Origin of the sequence: Rothia sp. HMSC066G07 (assembly GCF_001814485.1) — a bacterium.
Taxonomy (GTDB): domain Bacteria; phylum Actinomycetota; class Actinomycetes; order Actinomycetales; family Micrococcaceae; genus Rothia.
In genome coordinates this window covers 284,928-310,357 of sequence record NZ_KV816924.1, presented here as the reverse complement: position 1 = coordinate 310,357, position 25,430 = coordinate 284,928, and the positions used below count along the sequence as shown (strand labels likewise).

Annotated in this window: 17 protein-coding genes and 1 pseudogene; all 18 read left to right on the top strand. The window is 58.0% G+C overall.

Annotated elements, in window-relative coordinates:
• The first annotated feature begins 36 nt into the window (after nucleotides 1-36).
• Nucleotides 37-612, top strand: coding sequence for an HIT family protein (locus HMPREF2971_RS04965; RefSeq protein ID WP_070691694.1), 576 nt, complete (start codon nucleotides 37-39; stop codon nucleotides 610-612).
• A gap of 523 nt (nucleotides 613-1,135) precedes the next feature.
• Nucleotides 1,136-2,302, top strand: a complete 1,167-nt coding sequence (locus HMPREF2971_RS04960) for a hypothetical protein (protein WP_070691691.1) — start codon at nucleotides 1,136-1,138, stop codon at nucleotides 2,300-2,302.
• Nucleotides 2,303-2,493: 191 nt separating this feature from the next.
• Complete coding sequence (locus HMPREF2971_RS04955) at nucleotides 2,494-3,777, top strand: Mur ligase family protein (protein WP_070506195.1); 1,284 nt, start codon at nucleotides 2,494-2,496, stop codon at nucleotides 3,775-3,777.
• The gene (locus HMPREF2971_RS04950) at nucleotides 3,777-4,544 is read left to right on the top strand and encodes a type 1 glutamine amidotransferase (RefSeq protein ID WP_070691689.1); all 768 of its coding nucleotides are present in this window, start codon (nucleotides 3,777-3,779) and stop codon (nucleotides 4,542-4,544) included. The genes HMPREF2971_RS04955 and HMPREF2971_RS04950 overlap by 1 nt, the downstream gene beginning before the upstream one ends.
• 132 nt (nucleotides 4,545-4,676) lie before the next feature.
• Nucleotides 4,677-5,435 carry a YebC/PmpR family DNA-binding transcriptional regulator gene (locus tag HMPREF2971_RS04945; protein WP_005508777.1) on the top strand — a complete coding sequence of 253 codons (759 nt, stop codon included), beginning with the start codon at nucleotides 4,677-4,679 and terminating at the stop codon, nucleotides 5,433-5,435.
• Between the two features lie 258 nt (nucleotides 5,436-5,693).
• A complete protein-coding gene (gene ruvC / locus HMPREF2971_RS04940; RefSeq protein ID WP_005505862.1) occupies nucleotides 5,694-6,383 on the top strand; it encodes a crossover junction endodeoxyribonuclease RuvC in 690 nt (229 codons plus the stop codon).
• A gap of 214 nt (nucleotides 6,384-6,597) precedes the next feature.
• Entirely contained in the window at nucleotides 6,598-7,218 is a 621-nt protein-coding gene (ruvA, locus tag HMPREF2971_RS04935; protein WP_005505871.1) for a Holliday junction branch migration protein RuvA, read from the top strand.
• Between the two features lie 171 nt (nucleotides 7,219-7,389).
• Nucleotides 7,390-8,376 (top strand): Holliday junction branch migration DNA helicase RuvB, encoded by a 987-nt coding sequence (gene ruvB, locus HMPREF2971_RS04930; RefSeq protein ID WP_210398875.1) that lies wholly within the window; start codon nucleotides 7,390-7,392, stop codon nucleotides 8,374-8,376.
• Between the two features lie 259 nt (nucleotides 8,377-8,635).
• Nucleotides 8,636-8,980, top strand: coding sequence for a preprotein translocase subunit YajC (gene yajC / locus HMPREF2971_RS04925; protein ID WP_070691685.1), 345 nt, complete (start codon nucleotides 8,636-8,638; stop codon nucleotides 8,978-8,980).
• A gap of 99 nt (nucleotides 8,981-9,079) precedes the next feature.
• The gene (secD, locus tag HMPREF2971_RS04920) at nucleotides 9,080-10,771 is read left to right on the top strand and encodes a protein translocase subunit SecD (RefSeq protein ID WP_070691683.1); all 1,692 of its coding nucleotides are present in this window, start codon (nucleotides 9,080-9,082) and stop codon (nucleotides 10,769-10,771) included.
• A 2-nt stretch (nucleotides 10,772-10,773) separates the two neighbouring features.
• The gene (gene secF, locus HMPREF2971_RS04915; RefSeq protein ID WP_070691681.1) at nucleotides 10,774-11,952 is read left to right on the top strand and encodes a protein translocase subunit SecF; all 1,179 of its coding nucleotides are present in this window, start codon (nucleotides 10,774-10,776) and stop codon (nucleotides 11,950-11,952) included.
• 294 nt (nucleotides 11,953-12,246) lie between these two features.
• Entirely contained in the window at nucleotides 12,247-14,724 is a 2,478-nt protein-coding gene (locus HMPREF2971_RS04910; protein WP_070691679.1) for a RelA/SpoT family protein, read from the top strand.
• Between the two features lie 241 nt (nucleotides 14,725-14,965).
• Complete coding sequence (locus HMPREF2971_RS04905) at nucleotides 14,966-16,180, top strand: DUF3320 domain-containing protein (protein ID WP_246825048.1); 1,215 nt, start codon at nucleotides 14,966-14,968, stop codon at nucleotides 16,178-16,180.
• A 43-nt stretch (nucleotides 16,181-16,223) separates the two neighbouring features.
• A complete protein-coding gene (locus HMPREF2971_RS04900) occupies nucleotides 16,224-19,661 on the top strand; it encodes a helicase-related protein (protein ID WP_070691675.1) in 3,438 nt (1,145 codons plus the stop codon).
• Nucleotides 19,662-19,784: 123 nt separating this feature from the next.
• Nucleotides 19,785-22,829, top strand: a complete 3,045-nt coding sequence (locus HMPREF2971_RS04895) for a DNA methyltransferase (protein WP_070691673.1) — start codon at nucleotides 19,785-19,787, stop codon at nucleotides 22,827-22,829.
• 114 nt (nucleotides 22,830-22,943) lie between these two features.
• Nucleotides 22,944-24,242 (top strand): AlbA family DNA-binding domain-containing protein, encoded by a 1,299-nt coding sequence (locus tag HMPREF2971_RS04890; protein WP_070691671.1) that lies wholly within the window; start codon nucleotides 22,944-22,946, stop codon nucleotides 24,240-24,242.
• Nucleotides 24,243-24,563: 321 nt separating this feature from the next.
• On the top strand, nucleotides 24,564-24,812 hold the full coding sequence (locus tag HMPREF2971_RS04885) for a hypothetical protein (RefSeq protein ID WP_070691669.1): 249 nt from the start codon (nucleotides 24,564-24,566) through the stop codon (nucleotides 24,810-24,812).
• Between the two features lie 345 nt (nucleotides 24,813-25,157).
• A pseudogene (locus HMPREF2971_RS04880) lies at nucleotides 25,158-25,430 on the top strand (hypothetical protein); the annotation flags it as partial.

Genomic DNA, 25,430 nt, shown 5'->3' with positions numbered 1-25,430 from the left:
GTTCCTGTTGCCGCGTGTGGGTTATAGAATGGGACTATGAGCGAGAACATGACCCCCGAGCATGGCACCGCAGCCTCGGTGCAGGATTCCTTCGAGCTGCCCGGCGCACCGGACCAGTTCCAGCGCCTGTGGACCCCTCACCGCACCGCCTACGTGAGCGGCGGCCAGAAGGACTACACCGAGAAGACCTGCCCCTTCTGCACCGCGCCCAGCCGCAGTGACGAAGAGTCGCTGATTGTGCACCGCGGCGAGCATGCCTTCGTGATTCTCAACCTCTACCCGTACAACCCCGGTCACCTGCTGGTCTGCCCGTACCGCCACATCCCGTTCTACGATGATGCGACCGAGGCAGAAACCATGGAGATTGCGCAGCTGACCCAGCTCGCCATGAAGGTTCTGCGCGAGGTGTCGCATAATGACGGCTTCAATATCGGTATTAACCAGGGCAAGGTTGGCGGCGCGGGCATTGCTGATCACCTGCATCAGCATATTCTGCCGCGCTGGAGTGGGGATACGAATTTCCTGCCGATTATCGCTCACACCAAGACTATGTCCCGCACGCTGGACGATATGCGTGTGGCCATCGCGGAGGGGTTTGCCCGCCTCAGCTAGATGGCGTGGATCATCCGTCAGATAGTCCGGCTGAGCGGCTTGGTGATTTTGAAATTTTGCACTAATTGCTTCAATTTGCCAGCTAGTGCACAGAAATTCTGCGTCATAAATGCGCAGATTGGGCAGTCGATGCGTATTTGAATGATGTTATGTCCATTGGATATGGCAAAGTTTTAAATGCAGCGACGCTGCGGGGAAGCTTCCGGCTTCCAGAAACACCGCATAGCTCACCGAAAAATAGCGGTCACCGATCGCTTTCGGGCTTGGCAGGGTAAGCGCCCTGCCTCAACCACAGAGGTCAGCGCCTCAGCTGAGAACCCACCCCGTCGTGCGTGAACGCACGGCAACACTGCGAGGGGTGCGGATCAGCGTGAAGGACGCTGGCCTCTTTTTGCTTTCCGAGGATGTGCGCCTGTACCGAACGTTTAGATGTGCCGCCAATGGTTTGATACCCGGATGCACCGCACCCCGCGAGAAAGAACCCACGCGAAAGAACCCGCCAGACCCGCTAGAGTGGAATGCTATGGACTACCCCAACCTGCTTGAGACTGCTTTCGACGAGTTTGCTGCTGCGCCTGCCGCTGGTGATTCTGCAGGCGCGCCGCAGCTACTCATCTGGAGGCAGATCCGCTGGTCCAACCGCCGCCCGCTCATTGAGGTGGAACCGGTCGTGCCCGGCGGGGTTGCGGAAGGAGCTCATCACCGGGCATCTCAAGCGGCAGGGGTGCCCTATATGACGGGGGAGAGCGCCCCTAGCCAGGAAAGCAGTCCCGCGCAGCGTGGCGTTCCGAGCGGGGTTCGCATCCAAATTCCGTTGACCCCCGGCGCCTACATGGGGTTGCGTATTCCGCGCGATAGCGAGGGGGAACTCTACCGTTACTGCGCCGGATACACCACCGGCACGAGCAATGACGCCGCCCCCGAATCCGCGGGAATCCGCCGCGTACCCTGCCCCGAGGGTACCCGCATCCAGCGTGGCCAGCAGTGCCCGCGCTGCACTGCCCGCGACGAATTCACCGCCCTGCACAGCGCGCACCTGTACCCCGGAACGCTCACCGAATCCATGCGCGCCTACGCCATGCTGGAGCATCGCCTCTACATCGCGACCTTCCCCGACGGCACGCACAAGGTTGGCACGAGCTCCTTGCATTCGACCCCGCGCCGCCTGGACGAGCAGGCGGTCGCCACCGCCACATACATTGCGCTCGCACCCGACGGGCTTGCTATTCGCCGCGCCGAGGACGCCGTGACCGCCCTCGCGAAGATTCCGCAGGTTAAGCAGGTGGCGAGCAAGTACCGCGCCTGGACGAATCCGCTGCCCGGCGCGCAGCTTCGTGTTGCCCATCAGGAGGCGGTTGCCCGCGCCCGCGAAGCGCTCGCCGAACTGGCGCGCACCGAGCCGGAGGTGCCGCTCACCGCCCTGGATGAGCCGTGGATTCCGTCGCTCGCCATGAACCGCCCGTATGCGGCACTGCGTGCGCAATCGCCCGAACCCCTAGCGCCGTGTGATTCTGGTCTGGAGAGTGGGTCGGCTGGCTTCTTCTGTACGGGTGCGGCTGGTCAGTTTTTGAGCGCCCACACCGGCGATGCTGACGCAGCGTTCCTGGTGAACACTGCCGCGTGGCGGAATGTGCTCGTGGAGCCGGCGCAGGAGTTCACGCGGGTGAGGGTGCAGGGTTCTCTGTTCTAGATGGGTTCACTGTACTAGGCGGGCTCGCTGTTCTAATACCCCCGGCGCTCCGCTCTAGCCGGAGCCCCACACCAAACCTCCTGAACCAAAACCCCCGCACCCCCTGCGCCAAAACCCCAGTAACCCCGCCCCGTCCGGCATGAGCGAACGAGCCGGGCGGACCATTCAGCCGCTGGCGTGCGTGTACTAAAATGGTAAGCATGTCCAAACCCCTCATTCGTCTTCTCGGCCAGGGCGTACGCGCCGCGACTAAGCTTCGCGGCGGCGGCTCCGCCTTCCCCGGCCTTGTCATGGAAAAATTGCACCCCGACTTCGTCGCTGAAGAGCTCGCGAAGCTGCCCTACGGCGTGGTTGTTGTCTCCGGCACGAACGGTAAGACCACCACCACGAAGATGGCTGTGCAGCTGCTTGAAGCTCAGGGTCTGAAGGTTTTCACTAACCGCACCGGTTCGAACTTTGTGCGCGGTGTCGCTGCGGCACTGCTGGGCGAGATGACCCTCGGCGGCAAGCTTGATGCTGATATTGCTGTGCTTGAGCTGGACGAGGCGCACGCCGTGCACTTCGTGAAGGCAGTCAAGCCCGATTACGCTCTGCTGCTGAACGTTCTGCGTGACCAGCTGGACCGCTTCGGTGAGATTGACACGACCCGCCGCATGCTGGCGACCGTCGCCTCCGCAACGACCGGCACCGTGGTGCTCAACCGTGAGGACCCGCGCATCCGCTCCCTCGCTGAGAACGTGCAGCCTGGCGTGACCGTCAAGTACTACGGCCTGGATGAGTCCCTGCGTTCGTACTTCCCCTCGGACGATGAGATGCGCGGCGGCACCGTCGCGAAGGCAACCCTGCCCGACGCAGACGTCACCCTGACCGCTTTCTCCGGCACCTCCGCAACCTTCGACCTGGCGGGCGTAGAGCGAGTCGGCGAAATCAACCTCTACGGCATCTACAACATCTTCAACGCGGCTGGCGCTATGGCGCTGACCCGCGCCGTCATGGGCGAAAAGCTCAACGAAGATAAGCTCATCGCGGAGCTGGCGAAGATTACCCCCGCCTTCGGTCGCGGTGAGACCCTGAACGTGAACGGCCGCCCGCTGCAGCTGCTGCTCGTGAAGAACCCGAGCGGTTTCCGCCTGTCCCTGGCGAGCGCGAACGCTGACGACTACGCCACCATGATCACGATTAACGACCAGTACGCTGACGGTCGTGACGTGTCCTGGCTGTGGGATGTTGACTTCGACAGCTTGAAGAAGACCGGCGTGCAGATGGTTTCGGGTGTGCGCGCCTGGGATATGGCGCTGCGCCTGGAGCATGACGGCGTGAAGGTTGACGAGGTCAACGAGAACCTCGCCGATGCGCTCAAGGGCTTCATTGCCTCCAGCGGTAACGCACCCATGCGTATTTTCTGCACCTACACCGCAATGCTGGCTCTGCGTGAAGAGCTCGCAAAGATCACTGACGTTGAGAGGGTTTCCTAATGACGGCAACTCACACTTTTGAGGGCACCCCCGCCTCCGGCCCCAATAACGGTAAGACTCTGCGTATTCTGCAGCTGTACCCGCTCGACATGAACATTTACGGCGACTGGGGTAACACCCTGGCGTTGGCTCGTCGCGCGCAGGCGCACGGCTTTGACGTGCAGATTCTGGACCACAACCCCGGTCAGCCTTTCCCGGAAGATGTTGACATCATTCTGGGTGGCGGCGGCCAGGACTCGGGTCAGTCCGTGATTCAGGATGACCTGCACGCGAACGGTGACACGCTGCGCTCGCTGGCTGAGGCTGGCGTGCCGATGCTCGTCATTTGTGGCCTGTACCAGCTGTTCGGCAAGGAATTCCGCACCCGTGAGGGTGAGGTGCTGAAGGGTATCGGCATTTTTGATGCGCACACGGTCGGCGGCGATGACCGCCTAATCGGCAATATTGTTGAGGAGTCTGAGGAGTTCGGCACTGTGATTGGTTTTGAGAACCACTCGGGTCTGACCTACCTGGGTTCCGGCTGCACCCCGCTGGCTACCGTCACCAAGGGTGAGGGTAACAACGTGACCGATGCGTATGAGGGTGCGCGCGTGCACAACGTGATTGGCACCTACCTGCACGGTTCGTTGCTACCGAAGAACCCGAAGATTTCGGACTACCTGATTGAGCAGGCGGCTCAGCGTAAGTTTGGCGAGTTCGCGCCGAACACGATTGACGACTCACTGGTGGAGAAGGCACGCGCTTCGGCTGCATCTCGCCCCCGCTAGCCTATTCCTGGCGGTGGCGTGCACTTTCTGAGGTGGTGTGCGCCTCCGCTACGGTATAGTTATGTGAGTACAGTACGGTGCGTGGGACGTTTCGCCGTGTCCGCACAGAGGTTTTGACTAAGGGAGATACGAATGTCCGGTCACTCTAAATGGGCGACTACTAAGCACAAGAAGGCTGCTATCGACGCTAAGCGCGCGAAGGCTTTCGCGAAGTTCATTAAGGCAATTGAAGTTGCAGCACGTATGGGCGGCGCTGATATTGCTGGTAACCCCGCTCTTGACCTGGCTGTGTCGAAGGCGAAGAAGAACTCCGTTCCTAACGACAACATTGACCGCGCAATCAAGCGTGGTGCTGGCCTGACCGGTGAGACCATTGACTACACCGAAATCATGTACGAAGCACGCGGCCCGCAGGGTACCGCTCTGTACATTGAGTGTCTGACCGATAACCGTAACCGTGCAGCGTCTGAGGTTCGCCTGGCTGTGACCCGTAACGGCGGCACCATGGCTGACCAGGGTTCGGTTGCGTTCCTGTTCGAGCGTAAGGGCGTTGCTGAGGTCACCAAGACTGACGGTCTGACCGAGGACGACGTTCTGATGGCTGTTCTGGATGCAGGTGCCGAAGAGGTTCTGGACGAGGGCGACGTGTTCACCGTTGTTTCCGCACCGACCGACCTGCCCGAGATCCGTAAGGCACTGGACGAGGCTGGCCTGGAGTACAACAACGATGACCCGGTCTTCCGCCCGACCATGCAGGTTGACCTGGACGCTGAGGGTGCTAAGAAGTTCATGAAGCTGGCAGACGCTATTGAAGAGCTCGACGACGTTCAGAACGTCTACTCGAACGCTAACGTTTCTGCTGAGGTCATGGCAGAGCTGGAAGCTGAGTAATCACAGCTGAGTAATCACTCAGGTTCTGATATCTGATGCTTGAAGAAGCCGCTCCTTTAACCGAGCCGCCGTAGGGTGGCTGGTTGGGGGAGTGGCTTCTTAGCGTTTTGGGGTGGGGATGCGCTGGGTACTTTTCGCGGGGCGCGCGTGACTGTGTCGGCGGTGACCGTGCTCGTGGCACACCCCGGTACCGGGTGCTAGGATTCTGAAGGGCTAGAATCTAGAGATTCTAGAGGGAGTTTGTCGAAAGGGGAGATGATGGCCGCCGCTCAACCTGCCGCACGCGATAGCATGCGTGAGAACCGTACTGCCGCCGCCGTGGAGCGTGTGCCGGGTGCAACCCGCATCATGGGTGTTGACCCGGGTCTGACCCGCTGCGGCTTCTCCATGCTCGATATGACCGCCGACCGTAAGGCGCACTTCGTGAACGTGGGTGTTGCCGGCACGATCCCGGCGGAGTCCCTGGACCAGCGTATTCTCTGGATTTTCAACGCCGCCTCCCACTGGCTGGACACCTATAAGCCGGATGCCCTGGCGATTGAGCGTATCTTCGCTCAGGAGCAGGTGAACACGGTGATTGGTACGGCGCACGCTTCGGGCGCGGTGATTTCTGCAGCGGCGATGCGCGGCGTGCCAGTGTTCTTCCATACCCCTTCGGAGGTGAAGGCGGCGGTGACCGGTAGCGGCCGCGCCGATAAGGCGTCGGTGGGTCGTATGGTGACCCGTATTTTGGGGCTGGATTCCATGCCGAAGCCTGCCGATGCTGCCGATGCCCTGGCGATTGCGATTTGTCACGGTTGGCGTGGCGGCGGCATTGGTTCGGGCATTAATATGTCCGCTCAGACGCAGACTCACCAGGGTTCACGCCCGGCGCAGGCTCGCCGCGGCGGGTCGTTGACTCCGGCGCAGCGTGCCTGGATGGAGGCGGAGGCGCGCGCTCGCCGCTAGAGGCGCATTCGTGGGCTTTTTCGTACCTCTTGCTGGCTCGCATGTATTCGCTAAGAAGTTCGAATATATGCTTGATTTCAGAAGAAATATTCTAATATACTTGTAGTGTCTCCCCGTTGAACTGGGGGAGTGCGTTCTGCGGGTGCCGGAGTTCCCGGTGCCCTCACACTGCCGCGAGCCCGATTCGGGGCGCGGTGTTGAAAGGTGGAGAGAAATGATTGCATCCCTGACCGGTCGTGTGGCTCAGGTGGGCCTTGATCATGCGGTGATTAACGTGAACGGTTTTGGCATGCTCGTGTACGCTACCGCGCGTACTCTCTCCAAGCTGCGCACCGGTGAGGAAGCTACCGTGCTGACCACCATGATTGTGCGTGAAGAGTCGATGACTCTGTACGGTTTTTCGGAGCCTGCCGAGCGTGAAGTGTTCGATATGATGCTTTCGGTTTCCGGTATTGGTCCGCGTATTGCTCTGGCGGTGTTGAGTGTTCACACTGCCGCTGAGGTGGAGCGCGCCGTGGCGACCGGTGACGATAAGGCGTTCACGAAGGTTCCCGGTATTGGCCCGAAGGGTGCCCGCCGTATTGTGCTGGAGCTTGCCGGCAAGCTGATTCTCAGCGATGGCCAGACCGATGAGTTGCCGCTGAGCCAGGGCATTGTCTGGAAGCCGCAGGTGCTTGACGCTCTCACCTCTCTGGGCTGGAGCGAGAAGGACGCTTCCGCCGCTATTGACGCTTACGTGCAGCACAACCCTGCCGCAGAGACTGAGCCGGTGGGTGTGGCTCTGCGTGGTGTGCTCGCCTCCTTGGGTACTCAGAACACGGTGGGCCGCCACTAGACGGCGCGCCCTATTCGACGTATCCCACTCAAACTTTTGTGAAAGAAGAATTCTATGAGCCAGAATCCCTATGAGCCGCAGCCCGCGGCGTCCCTGGTTTCCGGCGGGTATTTTCCCGGTCAGGTGCCCGGCACTCAGGCGTCTTCAGCTCCCGCCCAGCGCCTGGTGGCGATGGAAGAAGAGCCTGAAGAGAAGATGATTGAGGCGGCACTGCGCCCTAAGTCCCTGGATGACTTTGTGGGTCAGCGCCGTGTGCGTCAGCAGCTGTCCCTGGTGCTGGAGGCTTCAAAGATGCGTGGCCGTAGCGCCGACCACGTGCTGCTGTCGGGTCCTCCCGGTCTGGGTAAGACCACGCTCGCAATGATTATTGCGGCGGAGATGGAGGCGCCGCTGCGCATCACCTCCGGCCCGGCGATTCAGCATTCGGGTGATTTGGCGGCGATTCTGTCCTCGCTGACTCCCGGTGAGGTGTTGTTCCTGGATGAGATTCACCGTATGAGCCGCCCGGCTGAGGAAATGCTCTACATGGCGATGGAAGATTTCCGTGTGGACATTGTGGTCGGTAAGGGTGCGGGTGCGACCTCCATTCCGCTGGAGCTGCCGCAGTTCACCCTGGTCGGTGCGACGACCCGTGCGGGTCTGCTGCCCGGCCCTCTGCGTGACCGCTTCGGATTTACCGGTCACCTGGAGTTCTACTCGGTGGAGGAGCTTGAGCTGGTGCTTCGCCGTAGTGCGGGTCTGATGGACATGCAGATTACCTCCGAGGGCTTCACCGAGATCGCCGGTCGTTCCCGCGGCACGCCGCGTATTGCGAACCGCCTGCTGCGCCGCGTGCGTGACTGGGCGCTGGTGAACGGCGTGGACCGCATCAATGCGCGTGATGCCGCAACCGCGCTGGACATGTACGAGGTGGATTCGCGCGGCCTGGACCGCCTGGATCGCGCCGTGCTGGAGGCGCTGATTCACAAGTTTGGAGGCGGCCCGGTGGGTCTGTCCACCCTCGCCATTGCGGTGGGTGAAGAGACGGAGACCGTGGAGACGGTTGCCGAACCGTACCTGGTGCGTGAGGGCCTGATCGGTCGTACCCCGCGCGGTCGTGTGGCTCTGCCCGCGGCGTGGGAGCACCTCGGCTTGGAGGCCCCGGAGATGCAGCTCTAGACCCGCATCAGCTGATAACACAGCAGTAGCCCGTGGGAGGTATCAGTCTCCCGCGGGCTTCTCTGTAGCTTCTTCTGGGAACAGAAAATTACGCCGAGAGAGTCCAAAACTCAGGTTAACCTCACAAAAATGCTGGTTCGGAGCGCTAAAGCTCAAGCTCTCGCGTAGGATGGATACGTACTGTATCTACGATTCCACACCTTCTGGTACGCTCAACCCTCGCGGTGAGCGGCACGGGTGCGGATGTGAAAGTGAGACCATGGATTTTAACCTCCTGATTATGATTGCCATGATGGCGCTGCTGGCTTGGATGATGTTCTCCGCCCAGAAGCGTCAGCGTAAGCAGATGGAGGAACTGCGCGCAATGCAGCAGTCTCTCGTCCCCGGCACCCAGGTGATGACCGGTTCGGGTATCTACGGCACCGTCGTCAGCACCGACCTCGATAACAACAAGCTGCAGCTTCAGATTGCGGACGGTGTTGTTATCACCCTGGCAGTGAACGCGATTATGGCTGTCGTCGAGGAGGAAGCCCCCGCAGCGCCCCTGACCGAGGACGTGTACGAGGCTACCGCATCCGATACCTCTTCTGATACTGCTAAGTAATTCAGAGCGTATGAGCCCGGCGCCCAGTGAGCGGCGTCGGGTTTTCGCGTTACGGAATCTGTAGAACACTCAATACTATTCATACGAAGAAGGAACATTATGGCTAAGCGTTCACCGCTTGCAGCCGCGCGAGGGGCGCTCCTCTCGATGGTCCTGCTCATGGTTGTTATGGCTGCCGGTATTTTCGGTAGCACCTATTCGGGAGGTTCTTGGGCACCGAAGCTCGCCCTGGACCTTTCGGGTGGTACTCAGATGATTCTTTCTCCGAAGGTTAATGGCTCTTCGGATGAGAACGTCTCCCAGGAGCAGTTGAACCAGGCGGTTGAGATTATTCGTCAGCGCGTTGATGGTGCCGGCGTTTCGGAGGCGGAGGTTACGACCTCTTTCGGCTCGGGTAATAACGTGGTTGTTTCGGTTCCCGGAACGATTAGCGCTGAGACTCGTCAGCTGATTCAGGCGTCTGCAAATATGACCTTCCGCCCGGTGCTGCTTTCTGGTGCCGGTACTGCGGTGGCTGAGGATGCCCGCACTGCGGACGATAAGCTGCCCAAGCCCTCCGCGGAGCCGACTGATGGTTCGGACCGTAACTGGATTACTGCGGACCTGTACAAGCAGTACGAGGCGAAGGACTGCACCGCGGCACGTAATGAGGACGCCGATAGTGCGGACCCGACTAAGCCGATGGTGGCGTGTTCCACTGACGGTCAGGAGAAGTACATTCTGGGTCCTGTGGAGCTGAGCGGTAGCGATATTTCTACCGCAAGCCACTCGCAGGAGACGACCGGTCAGGGCGTGACTACGGGCCGTTGGGCTGTGAACATTCAGTTCAACGATGAGGCTCGTGAGAAGTTCCAGAACATTACTTCTCGCCTGAACGCGATTCGTGCACAGAACGCAAATGATCCGCGTGCCCGCTTCGCGATTCTGCTGGACGGCAAGGTGCTGTCTTCCCCGGTGTCGCAGGCTGTGATTTCTGACGGTAAGCCGCAGATTACCGGTAACTTCACCGAGCAGGAGGCGAAGGCTCTCGCCGATCAGCTCAAGTACGGTGCCCTGCCGATTAGCTTCACAATCCAGTCGGAGCAGCAGATTTCTGCGACCCTGGGTTCGGAGCAGCTGCGTGTGGGTCTGCTGACCGGCCTGATTGGTCTGCTGCTGGTGTTCGTGTACTCGCTGTTCCAGTACCGTCTGCTGGGCTTTGTGACGATTGCGTCGCTGATTGTTGCGGGCATCATCTCGTATGAGGCGATTGCGCTGCTGGGCTGGGCGTTGAACTACCGCCTGTCCCTGGCTGGTGTGGCGGGTCTGATTGTGGCGATTGGTGCTACGGCTGACTCGTTCATCGTCTACTTTGAGCGTATCCGTGATGAGATCCGTGCGGGCCGCACGATCCCGTCGGCGGTGAACCACGGTTGGCAGCGTGCATCCCGCACTATTCTGGCGTCGAAGGCTGTGAACCTGCTGGCTGCTGTGGTGCTGTACGTGGTGTCGGTCGGTTCGGTGAAGGGCTTCGCGTTCACCCTTGGTTTGACTGCGATTGCTGACCTTGTGGTCGTGTACCTGTTCACCCACCCGATGCTGACTCTGCTGGCGAATACTCGTTACTTCGGTGAGGGTCACCGCCACTCGGGCTTGTCGCCTGAGTCGCTGGGCGCTACGCCGCTGTACCGTGGTGCCGGTCGCCTCCGCAGCCCGGAGGAGAAGCAGCTGAGCATTGCTGAGCGTCGCCGTGCAGAGCGTGCTGCCGCTGAGGCTGACGAGTCTGCTTCTGATGAGAAGAAGGAGAGCTAAGCATGGCTACCGATGTGAAACCTAATGCTTTTGCCCGCTTCGGTAATGACCTGCATTCGGGCGCCCGCTCGTACCCCTTCGTGGGTAAGCGCCGCCTGTGGCTGCTGCTTGCGGCTGTGCTGATGGCGGTTTCGGTTCTGATTCCGGCTGTTGGTGGCGGCTTCAACCTGGGTATTGATTTCCGTGGCGGTTCGGAGTTCGTGGTCTCGAAGACTGCGCACGTTGATACTGCTACGGGTGAGCGCATTATTCACGAGAAGGCGAAGGACGCTTCGGATGTTCGCGTGACCAATATTGCCCCGGGTACGATTCGTGCCCAGATGAGCAAGCTCAGCGATGATGAGACTCTGCAGGTGAAGGCGGCTCTGCAGGAGGGTTACGGCGTCTCTGAGAATGACGTGACCTCTTCGTTTGTGGGCCCGACCTGGGGTGCGGATGTGACCCGTCAGGCGTTCTGGGGTCTGGTCGCGTTTGTGGTGCTTGCGCTGATTGGTATGGCGTTCTACTTCCGTACCTGGAAGATGTCGTTGGCGTCTATTGCGGGCCTGTTCTTCACCGTGGTGGTGACGGTTGGCCTGTACGCCGCGTTCGGCTTCGAGATCACTCCGAGTGCGATTATTGGTTTCTTGACGATTCTGAGCTACTCGCTGTACGACTCGGTGGTGGTGTTCGATAAGATCCGTGAGAACACCGAGGATGTGCTGGAACGCCGCGACACGACTTTTGCCGAGCAGATTAACCTGGCAGTGAACCAGACCCTGGTTCGTTCGATTAACACCGCTATTGTGGGTGTTCTGCCGGTGGGCGCGATCCTGTTCATTGGTGCGTTCATCCTGGGTGCGGGTACTCTGCAGGACCTGTCCCTGTCGCTGTTCGTGGGTATTCTGGTGGGCATGTTCGGCACGCTGTTCGTGTCTGCGCCGCTGTATGCTTCGCTGCGTTTGGGTGAGCCTCAGATTCGTGAGCACACCGCGAAGGTGGAGAGCGGCAGCTTCAAGGACGCTGAGGATGCTGAGGGTGATTCTTCGGAGGAGCCCGCCGAGGCCGCTAAGGCTGAGAAGTCCAGCAAGTCTGCTGAGGAATCCAAGGATTCCGCAGATGCCGAGAAGGCAACCGAGAAGCCCGCTAAGAAGCCGGCACGCGCAACCATTGAGATTCACCGCGTGAACCTGAACGGCTAGCCAACGTTCCGCCAGCGCTACTGGCGCTGCTAACGATAGGGGAGTCGATACCGAAAGGTATCGGCTCCCCTTTAGCGTGCCCGTGCATCCACCCGGATATTCGCTCAGAAAACGCGCTCGGGCGTGTTAAAACGTCGCATAGTTTGGCGCGTTCCAGACCGCTGGGTAGGATAAGAAGTGAAGATACTGTGCGCTCGCGTTTGAGCCTGCTGATGGCTGGTTTGGCCGGTATAGCCCTCAACGATGAGGAACCTGAGTGTGCGGCTGATTATCTTGAGTCCGAAGGAGCCTGGAATGAGTGCAGAACCTGCCGTGAACACCAACGCTGAGAACCCTGCAGGGACCGCCGAGAAGCCCGCGGTTCGGCCCGCTGGCCCGATTCCTCTGCCTGAAACTGATTCGTCTGACGCAAAGAAGAAACGCGGCTCGCACCGCGTCATGGCTGCTGGCGGACGTGTGCCGAACCGCCTCGTCTTCGGTAGCCGCAGCAGCACGATGGAGGCGTCCGATTCGCACGGCGGCACCATCCGTTTCTCGCCCATGATCGCGCCGGTCGTGCGCGCGGTGCGCCGCTACCACCCCGACGAGGATATCCGCGTGCTGCAGCGCGCCTACGAGGTGGCGAACCACTACCACGAGGGCCAGAAGCGTAAGAGCGGCGACCCGTACATCACCCACCCGGTGGCTGTGACCGCGATTCTTGCGGAGATGGGCGCGACCGGCCCCGTGCTCGCCGCCGGCCTGCTGCACGACACGGTGGAAGACACCGACTACACGATGGAGCAGCTCACCGAGGATTTCGGTGAGGAGGTCGCCTACCTGGTCGATGGCGTGACCAAGCTGGACAAGATGACGTACGGTGAGAACGCCTCCATCGAGACGATTCGTAAGCTCGTGCTGTCCATGAGCAAGGACATTCGCGTGCTGCTCATTAAGCTTGCCGACCGCCTGCACAACGCCCGTACCTGGCGTTTCGTGCCGCAGGCTTCCGCCGCGAAGAAGGCGGAGGAGACCCTGAAAATTTACGCGCCGCTCGCGCACCGCCTGGGCCTGAACACGATCAAGTGGGAGCTGGAGGACCTCTCCTTCGCCGCCATGAGCCCGGAGATTTACGCCGAAATGGTGCGCATGGTCGGCGAACGCACCCCCGCCCTCGAAAAGTTCCTGAACGAGGCGCGCACCAAGATTACGGACCGCCTGAAAGAGGTGGGCATCGACGCGACCGTGACGGGCCGCCCCAAGCACTACTACTCGATTCATCAGAAGATGAAGACGAAGGGCCGCAGCTTCGACGAGATTAACGACATCCTCGCCGTGCGCATCATGGTTGAGGAAGAGGCGGAATGCTACACCGTGCTCGGCCACGTGCTGTCCCTGTGGCCGTCGATGACTGGCCGTTTCAAGGACTACATTAAGAACCCGAAGAACAACAACTACCAGTCGCTACACCTGACCGTGTACGGTCCGGGCAACCTGCCGCTTGAGATTCAGATCCGCACCTACAAGATGCACGAAGAAGCTGAGTACGGTGTGGCGGCGCACTGGCGCTACAAGGCGGCATCGCGCGGCGAGAAGGTCGCAGCTCGTGGCGGCGCGCCCGCGAAGGACCCGAAGGAGCCGGGCACCCAGACCTCGGCGATGATGAACGTCGGCATCCTGCAGTCCATTGCCGAGATTTCGAACTCCAACCCGGAGTCGGAGAAGTTCTACGAGTCGCTCGCTGACACCCTCGACACCGACGAAATCGTGGTGCTCACCCCCAACGGCGAGGCAATCGCCCTGCCCAACGGCTCCACCCCCGTGGACTTCGCCTACGCCATCCACAGTGAGGTCGGCGACCGCACCGTCGGCGCGAAGGTCAACGGCCGCCTGGTGCCGCTGCACACGGTCCTGCCTACCGGCGCGACCGTGGAGATTATGACCACGAAGAACGAAGACGCCGGACCCAGCGAGGACTGGCTGAAGTTCGTTCGCTCCTCACGCGCTCGCACGAAGATCCGCCAGTACTTCGCGAAGGAACGCCGCCTGGAGGCGCTACTCGCAGGCCGCGAAATGCTCACCAAGAGCATGCGTAACAGTGAGCTGCCGCTGCAGAAGATGATGAGCCCGGAGATTATGACTCAGGTGGCTCAGCTGCTGCACAAGAACGATGTGGCGTCGCTGTACCGTGCGATTGGTGAGCACGAGATTGCGCCGAAGCAGGTCATTGACACCCTCGTTGAGGTGCACCGTGGCGACGAGCCGGCACCCGAGGTTGAGGTCAGCGATTTTGATGAGACGCTGCTGAAGTCGACCCGCAAGGCAATTGGCGATAACGGCGTGATTGTGCCGGGTGCTGAGGGTGTGCTGACGAAGATTGCGCGCTGCTGCACCCCGGTCCCGCCGGATGACATTATCGGTATTGTGACCCGTTATAACGGCATTTCGGTGCATCGCCGCGACTGCCCGAACATGCGTAACGCTGACGAGGAGCCGCGCGTGACCACGGTCGAGTGGGCGTCTTCGCCGACCGCGACGTACCGTGTGCAGATTCAGGTGGAGGCGCTGGACCGTAAGGGCCTGCTGAGCGACCTGATTCGTGCGATTTCTGAATCGGGCGTGAACATTCTGGATGCGCGCGTGCACACTTCGGAGGATCGTACCGTGGTGGACCGCTTCGCCCTGGAGCTGGGTGACCGCTTCATGCTGGAGCACGTGCTGAACGTGGTCCGTAACGTGACGGGCGTGTACAAGGCGTACCGCCTGACCGGCGCGAAGCCCTCGGAAGCGTAGGCTCTTTAGAAATATCCTTCATGTGTTGATTTTTGGGTGCTGGTTTTTGTACTCTTGAGTTAACCGTTCGGCCCGCTACTCTTGATGGAGTAGACGGGCCGGATTTCTATTTTCTGGTCTTTACGCTGAGAAGCGGGTTGGGTTCCATAATGACGAACCAGTACGCACAGGTCGTTCTCATTAGGCATAATGAATGTGGTGGCAATGGTCGCCGCTACACATACAACGAAATGGTTTTTATATGTCTATTGAAAAGGCAAACGCTTACACTTTCTCTTGTTTGGAGTATTTGGGCCGTGAGCTTGATCCGCTGCTGACTCGCTTGGTGGTGGAGAAGGGGGTGATGTCCCAGTCTCAGGTAGAGGAGTATGGCTGGGTTTCTATTCTGCTTTACTTGGATGATCAGCGTAAGCGCAAGGTGGAGTTGAGCCGTTACAACCCGCGAGACGTTCAGCTTCAGTTGCGTATGCTGACTGAGCCGGTAGGTACTCCGGAGCGGAAGCACCCATTTGAGCCTGATTCGAGCCGTACCGTGGGTACGTATGCGCAGGATTTGCGTATTTTCCGCAACAAGAAGATGCACGGCAGGGATATGAACCGCAATGATGCGGTGCGTATCTACGATTCGGCGGCGCGTCTTTTTGAGGCGTTGGGTGCGCCGGAGCAGCAGGAGTGGTGTGAGAGCCAGCTGAACCGTGTGCATGCTGATTTGTTTGGTGCTGGTGAGGTGGCACCGGTTCGTCGTGAGCTGGATGAGGAGGTTCGTCAGGCTGTGTCGACTGCCCGTGAGGTGAAGACTGAGGTGTCTGCGCCTCGTGGTGCGTTTACTCGCCCGGCACCGGTTTCTCGACCCGCCCAGCCTGCGGCTCCTGCTTCGGCTTCTCAGCCGGCATCGGTCTCTGATTCCTCGGTTCCTCCGCTGTGTCTTGCGGTGGGGGAGGGCCGTTACCCGTTTGAGCCGTGGGAGCCGATTTCGCTGGGTGACCGCGATATTTTTGATTCGCTGCGCAGTAAGCGTTCTAAGGATCAGATGTCTGCTGCTCTTGAAGAGATTGTGTCTGCTGAGGGTCCGGTTCAGGCAGATCGTTTGGCTACTTTGGCGGCGCAATGCTTTGGTGTGAGCCGTTTGGCGAAGAAAAACCGCGACTGGATTATCCGTTTGGCGGACCGCATGCCCGAGCTACAGGTGGATGAGCATAAGTTCGTGTGGCATGTTGAAGAGCCGCGCGAGGAGTATGGCGAGTTCCGTCCTTCGGTTGATGGTGCGGTGCGCGAGTTTGACCAGATTAGCCCGGTTGAGATTGCGAATGCTTGGCGCTTCTATGAGCAGAATCCTGAGCTGATGGATGAGGGCCAGGATGTTGAGTCGGCTGTGTTGGCGACTTTTGGCCGTAAGCGTCGTACTGCGAAGGTTAAGGCTCAGCTGGAGCTGGCTAAGGCGCTGTTGGCTGCCTAGTTTTCATTCATTTTTTATTCACTCACATATAAAGGTTATTTTCATGGCTGAAATTTACGATAATCTTGGTTACCTTCCGCAGGGGGAAGGTAAAGGCGCGAAGCTTGCTGACGCACTGCATCGCACGATGAAGTACTATGACCGTCTGGATATTGCGACGGGCTATATGAACTTGAGCGCGTGGGATGAGTTTGCTGATGAGATTGGTCAGGCTCCGTTTGAGCCGGGCACTCCGGTGGCTCGTATCCTGCTGGGTATGGTGCCGCGTTCGATTACGGAGCAGATGCATCGTGAGGCACAGGCGGAGATGCGCGGCGAGTCGGTGTCTTCGGTGCCGAAGAATGATGAGCGTGCGGGTTACCGCGATGAGCTGGTTCAGCATTTGCGTGGTCAGCTGATGGCTGGTGGTACGAGCTCTGCGCGTCGTCAGGCTTTGTTGACGTTGAAGGAGCATTTGGAGTCTGGCCGTGTGCAGATGAAGGTGTACACGAAGCAGGCCTTGCACGGTAAGACGTATGTTGCGCACACTCCAAAGCCGGGCAATATGCATCCGGTGATGAGTTTTGTGGGTTCTTCGAACTTTACTCGTCCGGGTTTGCACACGAATTTGGAGCTCAATGTTGAGTTGACTGATTCGGATCATGCGGCGAAGTTGAAGAATTGGTTTGAGAAGCTGTGGCGTGAGCGTACGTCGTTTGATATTACCCGCGAGATTATTGATTTGATTGACCAGTCGTGGGTTGAGCCGGCTGACCCGTATGACGTGTATATGAAGGTCTGCTACGAGCTGTCTGAGGATGCTCGTTTTGGTGAGCAGGAGTATGCGCTTTCTCCGCGTTTGGAGCATATGCTGATGGATTATCAGAAGTCGGCTGCTCATACTTTGGCGCGCCGTTTGATGCGCCGTGGTGGCACGATGCTGGGTGACGTGGTGGGTCTGGGTAAGACCTTGACTGCGATTGCTGTGGCGTCAATGTTGCAGAACGAAGAGAATATGCGCGTTCTGGTGTTGTGCCCTAAGAACTTGGAGCAGATGTGGGATAAGCATCTGAGCGAGTATGACGTGGTGGGTAAGGTGGTTCGCTATTCGATGGCGGCTGCTGAGTTGCATGATTTGGCGCGTTATCAGCTGGTGATTTGCGATGAGTCGCATAATCTGCGTAATGAGAATACGCAGGTGTGGCGTGCCATTAAGGAGTATGTCTCGCGTAATGAGTCGCGTGTTCTGCTTCTGACTGCGACCCCGTTTAACTTGTCGTTTAGTGATGTGAAGGCGCAGTTGGCTCTGTACCTTGATGAGGACGCTGACCTGGGCATCGTTCCTGAGGCAGGTTTGAAGGAGTACCCGAGGAAATTCGACAAGCTGGAGGGCAACCTGTCGACCCTGCGTGCTTTTGAGATTTCTGAGGAGCCGGAGGATTGGCGCACGTTGATGAGTGACCATCTGGTGCGTCGTACTCGTGCGTACACTAAGCACCAGGCACCGACGGAGATGTGGACTTCTCCTGATGGTTTGGTGACGAAGGAGCGCAGCTACCTGGAGCTGTCGACGGGTAAGTTCTATTACCCGGATTGGGTGTCGCAGCCGGTGAGCCATAGTTTTAAGGCTGATGACCCTGCTCGTTTTATGGAGGATGACCAGACCCTTGATGATTTGAGGGATTTGCGTCTGCCGCGTTATGACATTTCTGGGTATGACAACCCGAATGCACACCATTCTCCGGAGGATAGGGCGATTATTGAGGCGGCTCGTTCGGGTCGTGGTAATGTGCGTGGCTTTGTGCTTTCGGGCTTGTATAAGCGTTTGAGCTCTTCGGGTTATTCGTTTATTCAGTCGTTGACTCGTCAGTTGATTCGTAACGAGCTGTGGATTTATGCGATTGACCATCAGCTGAGTGTTCCGACGGGTAGTTTCTCGGATGACCAGTTGGGCCTGGAGGGTTCTGACGCGGCTGACTTTGAGTCTGTGGATGGTCTGCAGGTTCAGGATTTGAGCGGAAACCTGGAGCAGATGTATGAGAGCCTGGTTCAGAGTGCACCGGCTCAGACGAAGTGGGTTTCCTCGACGGTGTTTACGTCTCGTCTGCGCGATGATTTGCAGCATGATAGCGAGCTGATTAAGGCTATGCTGGGGCGCTTTGGCGCGTGGCAGGTTGAGACTGACTCGAAGCTTCATGCTCTGCGTGATTTGATTGAGCAGAAGCACGCGAACGATAAGGTGCTGGTGTTCACGGAGTATAAGGACACTGCCTACTACATTGCTGATGGCCTGCGGAAGCTGGGTGTTGAGAATGTGGCTGCGGTGGCTGGTGATACTGATGATCCGGCGTCGTATGCTCGTCGTTTCTCGCCGGTGTCGAACCGTGTGCCGACGGAGCAGGCATCTGACGCGGAGGCTCCTGCTCTGAATGGTCCTGAGCTGCGCGTGCTGGTGGCTACTGATGTGCTGTCTGAGGGTCAGAACCTTCAGGATGCTCACGTGGTGGTGAATTATGACTTGCCGTGGGCGATTATTCGTTTGATTCAGCGTGCGGGTCGTGTGGACCGTGTGGGTCAGGTTCATCATGAGGTGAATGTGTATCTGATTTCGCATCAGACGGTGGAGAGGACTTTGAAGTTGCGTTCGCGTATTCGTGAGCGTTTGGAATCTGCTGCTAAGGCTTTTGGTGCTGATCAGGCGTTCTTTACTGATATGTCTTCTGATGATGCTACGGCTCGTACTCTTGAGGATTTCTACTCGGGCAACCTGGATAGCGAGGAGCCTGAGGAAGAGGGTATTGACGCGGTGTCTGAGGCTGCTGAGCGTTGGGCTGATTTTGCGAAGAATCGTCCTGAGCATGCTGAGCGGATTATGAAGATGCAGGATAAGCGTTTGGCTACTCGTGCGTTGCGCGGTGAGTCGAGTGTTCATCCGGCGGATGATAATGCTTTGATGGTGTCGTATGTGCGCACGAACTCTGAGATTGACCTGTTTGCGGTGAGGTCGTATGACCCGGCTACGGACAGCACGAAGGAGAGCATGGTGCCGCCGGCGAAGGCTCTGGGCTTGTTCTATGCGGAGTATTCGACGCCGAGTCAGGAAACTGATCCGAAGGATTATGACCTGCAGCAGAAGTTGACTCAGTATGTTTTGCGGCAGGAGGGCACGACGCACGGTAATCTGCGTGGTGTGCGCCGTCAGGTGTTCCGCCGTTTCTACGGGGCTGATAGCACGGCTTCGCTGGATACTTTGGAACTGCAGGAGCGGGAGCGGAAGGTGCTGGATAAGCTGTACCATTACCCGCTGCGTCGTCAGGCTGAGTCTGAGCTTCGCCGTATGTTGCGCCGTAAGGCGGATAACCGCTCTTTGTTGGATGCGTTGTTGCGCATGCACCAGGACGATGAGCTGTTGGTGAAGGAATCTGAGATGCAGATGGCACGTGTGGTGTGTTCGTTGGCGATTGCAAATCCTGATTTTGAGGGTAAGGAACCCGTGCGTTAGTGCGCCCCGGTGGGTGCTACGGCCTGTGGTGCGGGGCGCGGTGAAGCGTCTCGCACCGCGGGGCTGTGTGTAGTTTTTCTGTGAATCGGTTGGTTCACTATTCTCTTGTGAAGGAGTATTTTTATGGCCGTTGTGTGGCCTGATGATGACCTGGACCAGGCGCGTTCGTACCTGGTGGAGGGTCGCCTGGGTGATTTCTTTAGGGAATCTCTGGGCTGGGATGAGTCGGATTTGGGAGATTCCTCGTTTCAGACTGTGAAGGTGGATGACCCGCTGGTTCCTTCTGGCGTGTTGAAGGTGGAGTGTGTGGCGGCGCAGTCGGGCATTCCGGTGTGGGTGTGCCGTGTGGACCGTATTCCGTCGAACACTTCGCAGCTTGAGGTTGACCGTACGTTGCGTGCGTTGAGCATGCACCGCCTGTGCATTTTTGTGCAGGAGGGTGTTGGTTTTACGCCGCGTCAGGTGTGGCGTTGGCCGAGCGCTTCGTCGTCGCGTTTGACTCGTCATGAGCTGTTGGTGACGGATGAGGCTCAGGTTGAGGCGCTGTTGGAGCGTTGCGCTCTGCTGTATCTGACCTCTGATGACATTGCGAATGGCGTGTCGATTCTGGGTCTTTTGGACCGCATGCGTCGTGGTTTTGACGTTGAGACGGTGAATGAGACTCGTGTTGCGTCGAACCAGATGGCGGGTCTTTTTGAGTCGTTGGCGAAGGCTGGCATGTCTGAGGCTCAGATTTCGACGGTGATGGCGCGCCTGTTGTTCTTGTTGTTTGCTGATGATACGCAGATGTGGTCTGAGTCTGAGGATTCGAACTCGTTTGAGCGGATGATTCGTGGCACCCACCAGGAGGGTACGGATCTGGCGCAGCGCTTGAATGAGCTCTTTGACCTGTTGAATAAGAAGCCTTCGGGCGCCTCGGCTGTGGCGGATGCTCCGGAGTATCTGTCTGGCTTTAAGTACGTGAATGGCGGCATGTTTGCGGATGCTGTGCCGCTTCCTGCTGAGATGAGCGGCGCGGTGGCAAAGACGTTCCGTCAGCAGCTGTTGGCGACTTCGGAGCGTGATTGGTCGAAGGTTTCTCCGGCTATTTTTGGTTCGATGTTCCAGTCGGTGCGTGACGCGAAGACTCGCCGTGAGATGGGTGAGCACTATACCTCGGAGGAGGACGTGCTGAAGACCTTGAACCCGCTGTTCTTGGATGAGTTGCGGGATAAGCTTACGAACGCGGTGGATAAGTCGGATGAGCCGACTCGTCTGCGTAATCTGCGCCGTGAGCTGGCGAATATCCGCTTCATGGACCCTGCTTGTGGTTGCGGTAACTTCATCATTATTGCCTACCGTGAGATGCGTAAGTTGGAGCTGGATATTCTGGTGCGCTTGCGTAATCTGGGTCAGATCGATGAGAGTGAGCTGGGTTCGCTGGTTGTGGGTACGGCTGGTGTGAGTGAGGGGGTGCGTAAACGTGCCCGCTCGATTGAGCCTTTGGTGACCATCGATAATTTCTATGGTCTGGAGCTTGACCCGTGGCCTGCCTCAATTGCGCGTACGGCAATGTTTTTGGTGGAGCGTCAGATGGACCAGAAGATGATGGAGGAATTCGGCTATGCTCCGGTGCGTCTTCCTCTGGCCCATAGCGCCCACATTCTTGAGGGCGATGCTCTGACTGAGATTGATGAGGCCTCGGGCGAGCAGGTGGACCGTGATTGGTCGAAGGTTTTGCCGGTGACCCCGCAGGACGTGGCTGACGGCGTGCGCGTCTACATTGCGGGTAACCCGCCTTTTGTGGGTCAGGCGAAGAAGGGTGATGCTCAGGATCAGGGTATGCGCTTGGCGTGGGGCGAGGACTATGCCGGGTACCTGGATTTTGCGACGGCGTGGTTGGCTAAGGCTGCTCGCTACCTGAAGACCTTGCAGGAGCAGACTGAAGCGCTGGATGTGAAGGTGGTTCCTGGTGATTTTGCCTTCGTGTCTACGAATTCGATTGTTCAGGGTCAGCCGGTTGCTTCGCTGTTTGCGCCGTTGTTCCGTGATGGCTGGCGTATTAAGTTTGCGTATCGTACGTTCCCGTGGGAGTCGGAAGCCGCGGGAAAGGCGGCGGTGCACTGTGTGATTACGGGCTTTACTCGCTCGGAGGCCCCGGAGAAGTCTCGTACTGTTCGAGTGTTTGACTACGATTGGTCGACTCGCCGAACGGTAGAGCAGGAGCCGGTTCATACTCTGAACGCCTACCTGGTGGAGGGCCCGAATGTACTGGTGGAGAAACGATCTAAGCCTCTGTCTTCTTTGATTCCTGAGGTGGTGCGTGGAAGCCAGCCGACGGATGGTGGAAATCTAATCGTTGAGGTGGAGGACTACCCGGTGGTCGCCGCTGACCCTATGGCGGCTCGCTATCTTCGTCCTTTCGTTGGTGCTAAGGAGCTAGTACAGGGACTGGAACGCTGGTGCTTGTGGCTGGACGATGCCACGGAAGAGGAAATTGCTTCGAGCCCGGTGCTGAGTGCTCGCGTGGAGGCAGTGGCACACATGCGTATGCAGAGCACAAAGAAAGCAACGCAGGAGTTAGCACAAACTCCTCACCTATTTGGTGAAATGCGTCAACCCCTGGAAGCGTATGTGTGCATTCCGTCTGTGGTGTCTGAGAAGCGTCCGTTCTTCACCGTAAAACACTTTTCCCCTGAAACAATTACGAGCAACCTTGCATTTACTGCCATCGACCCAGATGGCTTCCTCTTTGCTCTCCTCTCCTCTTCTATGCTTATCACGTGGCAACGTGCCATTGGTGGACAGCTGGAGTCTCGCTTGAGGTTCTCGAATACGGTGGTGTGGAATAACCTTCCGTTGCCGCAGATTTCTGAGGAGCAGCGTCGTAAGGTGATTGCTGCGGGCCGTAAGGTGTTGGCTGCGCGTGAGGCGATTGAGGAGCGTGCGGGTGAGCCGGTGTCGCTGGCTGATATGTATGCTTCGTTGGCGACGATGGATCCTGCGTTGCGTGCGGCGCATGATGAGTTGGATTCTGCGGTGGATGTCGCTTTTGGTGCGTCTCGTCGTTGTTCTTCTGATGAGGCGCGTTTGAAGATTCTTTTTGAGCGCTATCAGGAGCTGACTGCGGCGGAGGAAGCTGCCAAGCCGGCTAAGAAGCCTCGCGCTCGCAGGCGAACCGCTAAGTAGCTGATTCGATTGACCGATTCAGGGGCAGAAATTTTGTAAGGAATCTATACTAAGGTTTGAGGGCGGATAGCACTCAGATTCTATGGGTATTTCCTCTTTTGATAAGGAGTTCTAATGTTTACACCCATTCACCGCGCCTTGGGCTTAGAACCTGGGAATCTCACTCTTGAGATTATCAAAAAGGCCATTGAGGAAGGCCTGGAAGAGACCAGCGACCTTGATTGGAAAAAGGAACTGTACAACCCCAAAAAACCGACATGGTTTGAAGAAGCCTCAAAAGATATCGCAGCTATGGCGAATAGTGGTGGCGGCTGGATTGTCTTTGGGGTAGGAGAAGACGGCAAAAATAATGGGGCTTCCTCAATAAATCCCATTCAATGGTCCGCAACTGATGAACAGCGCATCCTTCAAGCTGCATACAGTAAGATTGGTCCGCCGGTCGTGGGTCTTGACTTTGAAAAAATCCCTTGCGGAGAAAATCCTGATGATGGGTATATCGTGCTCATGCATATTCCGGATTCAATGGATGCTCCTCATTTTGCGAGGAAGGGTAATGATGCCTTTGTAGCGCCACGACGTAACGGACCGCATACCGTGCCCATGACTGAGAGGGATATTGAGCGTGGTTTCCGTGAACGATTCCAGCGTGGCGTTGAGCAGGAAAAGACTCTACAGGGGTACTTTGAACAGGCGGCAGAAGCACTCAACCCTGAACAAGGAGTATTCCTGGCCATCGCAGCCGTTCCCATAACCCCTGTAATCCCTGCAGACCCGATACCCAGTGATATAGCTTCTGGCCATACTCGTCCGTGGGCGTATTCCTATCTCATGGCTTCCCAGCATGGAAACAAATCTAAAGAACACCAAACGCAGACTTGCCATACTTCTATTTGGGATTCCGGAGAAAACATTATGGGAATGCGCCAGTGGGTACTTCGGAGCTATGCACTAGCAGACGCTAAATATCGTAAATACCTACACAATGACGGAACGTTGGTGGGAGCCTATCAGCTTGGGGGCGTACAGAGTGTGTCGTCCGCTTTGGCAGAGTATCTAGCCGGAAAGCCTAACCATTGCATGTCCACAGATATTGAGAAGGCTCTTATAGATTTCTTCTCTCTTCTTCGGGAACATGCACAGGAACGCGATGTGTATGGGGGATTCCGCATTCGTGTTGGTCTGATTGGTCAGCCTGGAGAACCAATTGTCCTCCGAAGGATGTATGCGGGAATCTCATTGCTTGCTGAAGAGACTGATTCTGAACCCATTAAACGTTTTCAGCCGGTGTCTACATTTATTGATCCGCTGGTACCGATTGAGGATATCCTGCCGCCGTTGCGTACCCTGGCTCTGGATATTGTGAATCAGGGCGGTATTCAGAACTTGCAGATTATTGCTGGGGAAGAGTCTTAGCCGGATTCATATCCCGCCCAGAAGCCACATGTGTTTCGAAAAGCCACTTCTTTGGTGGCTTCTCGAAACACATGTGGCTTCTCGCCGTTCATGGGAGGAGCCTTCTCGGCAGGGTAGCAGTCTTCACCACCTCATCTCCGCGAAGCGTATGCGGGCGGTGGGGGAGTGCACCTCCAGACCCCCCGTCACACAATATTTTCTGGTTTTTCTCCGGCGCGGGGCGGTGCAGCCCCTTATCTTGTCAGGGGTGCCCCGTACCTTTGGTGGTAGAGAACAACGACGCGTTCTCATTCCTCCATCGAACGACCAAAGGAGAAACCCATGTACACGGATGGCTACTACAGCGATGAAGACTTCCGCACCTTCTGCTCCGGTCAGGACGCCGCCAATATTGACGACTTCTTCACTGACAACGGCGAATACCTCATGGTGTACCTGCCGGAGGTGACCGACCGCGAGTTCCTCGCCGGCCTCCGCTACGGTAACCGCTGTGATGCTCTCTGCCAGAGCGGATACGCCCTCGACGAGGCAGAAGAGGCCCTCCGCGACATGTACGCGCTCGCCGTCTGAGCAGGGATGCGGTGGACCCGCCGGGGGAGTAGGGCCCTGCATTTTGGCGATGTGATGACCTGACGGAAGTGGCTTCGTTGCCGTAAGAGTATAGGCATCGTTGCGGTAGGCAAATGTTGTTTGATAGCGAAAATAATGTATTGGGGTTTTTTGACTGTCATAAACCGCAAAAGAGTGCAAACATGGCTAAATTTCCTGTAGGGTGGTTCTGGGACTCATAGTGATGCACCGGTGCATCGATAGCGTAGGAAACCTCGTCTGGTCGCTTTTGGATACGTTGATGTACCTAAAGAAAGCTTCTCGACTAGCACATACACACCATCACCGACGATTGGAGCACCTCTAATGGGACCTGAATCCGTTTTGACCCGCCGTACGCTGCTGAGCGGCGGCGCACTATTCAGCCTGACCGGACTGCTGGCGGCGTGCGGTCAGCAGGCAAATAACGAGGCGGCAGCCACCGCATCTGCCGCGCCGAGCGAGACCGCTTCGGCCTCTGCGGCAGCATCTGACGCTGCTTCTGCATCAGCTACTCCGAGCCCGCGAGTAACTCGCGGCTACTCCGGTGGCTCGAAAGCCCCCGATGGCGAGTACCGCAAGGCAGATGAATATGGTCCT

Coding starts and splice junctions, on each gene's coding strand:
- HMPREF2971_RS04965 (WP_070691694.1), top strand. CDS start 37: ATGAGCGAGAACATGACCCCCGAGCATGGCACCGCAGCCTCGGTGCAG.
- HMPREF2971_RS04960 (WP_070691691.1), top strand. CDS start 1,136: ATGGACTACCCCAACCTGCTTGAGACTGCTTTCGACGAGTTTGCTGCT.
- HMPREF2971_RS04955 (WP_070506195.1), top strand. CDS start 2,494: ATGGTAAGCATGTCCAAACCCCTCATTCGTCTTCTCGGCCAGGGCGTA.
- HMPREF2971_RS04950 (WP_070691689.1), top strand. CDS start 3,777: ATGACGGCAACTCACACTTTTGAGGGCACCCCCGCCTCCGGCCCCAAT.
- HMPREF2971_RS04945 (WP_005508777.1), top strand. CDS start 4,677: ATGTCCGGTCACTCTAAATGGGCGACTACTAAGCACAAGAAGGCTGCT.
- ruvC (WP_005505862.1), top strand. CDS start 5,694: ATGGCCGCCGCTCAACCTGCCGCACGCGATAGCATGCGTGAGAACCGT.
- ruvA (WP_005505871.1), top strand. CDS start 6,598: ATGATTGCATCCCTGACCGGTCGTGTGGCTCAGGTGGGCCTTGATCAT.
- ruvB (WP_210398875.1), top strand. CDS start 7,390: ATGGAAGAAGAGCCTGAAGAGAAGATGATTGAGGCGGCACTGCGCCCT.
- yajC (WP_070691685.1), top strand. CDS start 8,636: ATGGATTTTAACCTCCTGATTATGATTGCCATGATGGCGCTGCTGGCT.
- secD (WP_070691683.1), top strand. CDS start 9,080: ATGGCTAAGCGTTCACCGCTTGCAGCCGCGCGAGGGGCGCTCCTCTCG.
- secF (WP_070691681.1), top strand. CDS start 10,774: ATGGCTACCGATGTGAAACCTAATGCTTTTGCCCGCTTCGGTAATGAC.
- HMPREF2971_RS04910 (WP_070691679.1), top strand. CDS start 12,247: ATGAGTGCAGAACCTGCCGTGAACACCAACGCTGAGAACCCTGCAGGG.
- HMPREF2971_RS04905 (WP_246825048.1), top strand. CDS start 14,966: ATGTCTATTGAAAAGGCAAACGCTTACACTTTCTCTTGTTTGGAGTAT.
- HMPREF2971_RS04900 (WP_070691675.1), top strand. CDS start 16,224: ATGGCTGAAATTTACGATAATCTTGGTTACCTTCCGCAGGGGGAAGGT.
- HMPREF2971_RS04895 (WP_070691673.1), top strand. CDS start 19,785: ATGGCCGTTGTGTGGCCTGATGATGACCTGGACCAGGCGCGTTCGTAC.
- HMPREF2971_RS04890 (WP_070691671.1), top strand. CDS start 22,944: ATGTTTACACCCATTCACCGCGCCTTGGGCTTAGAACCTGGGAATCTC.
- HMPREF2971_RS04885 (WP_070691669.1), top strand. CDS start 24,564: ATGTACACGGATGGCTACTACAGCGATGAAGACTTCCGCACCTTCTGC.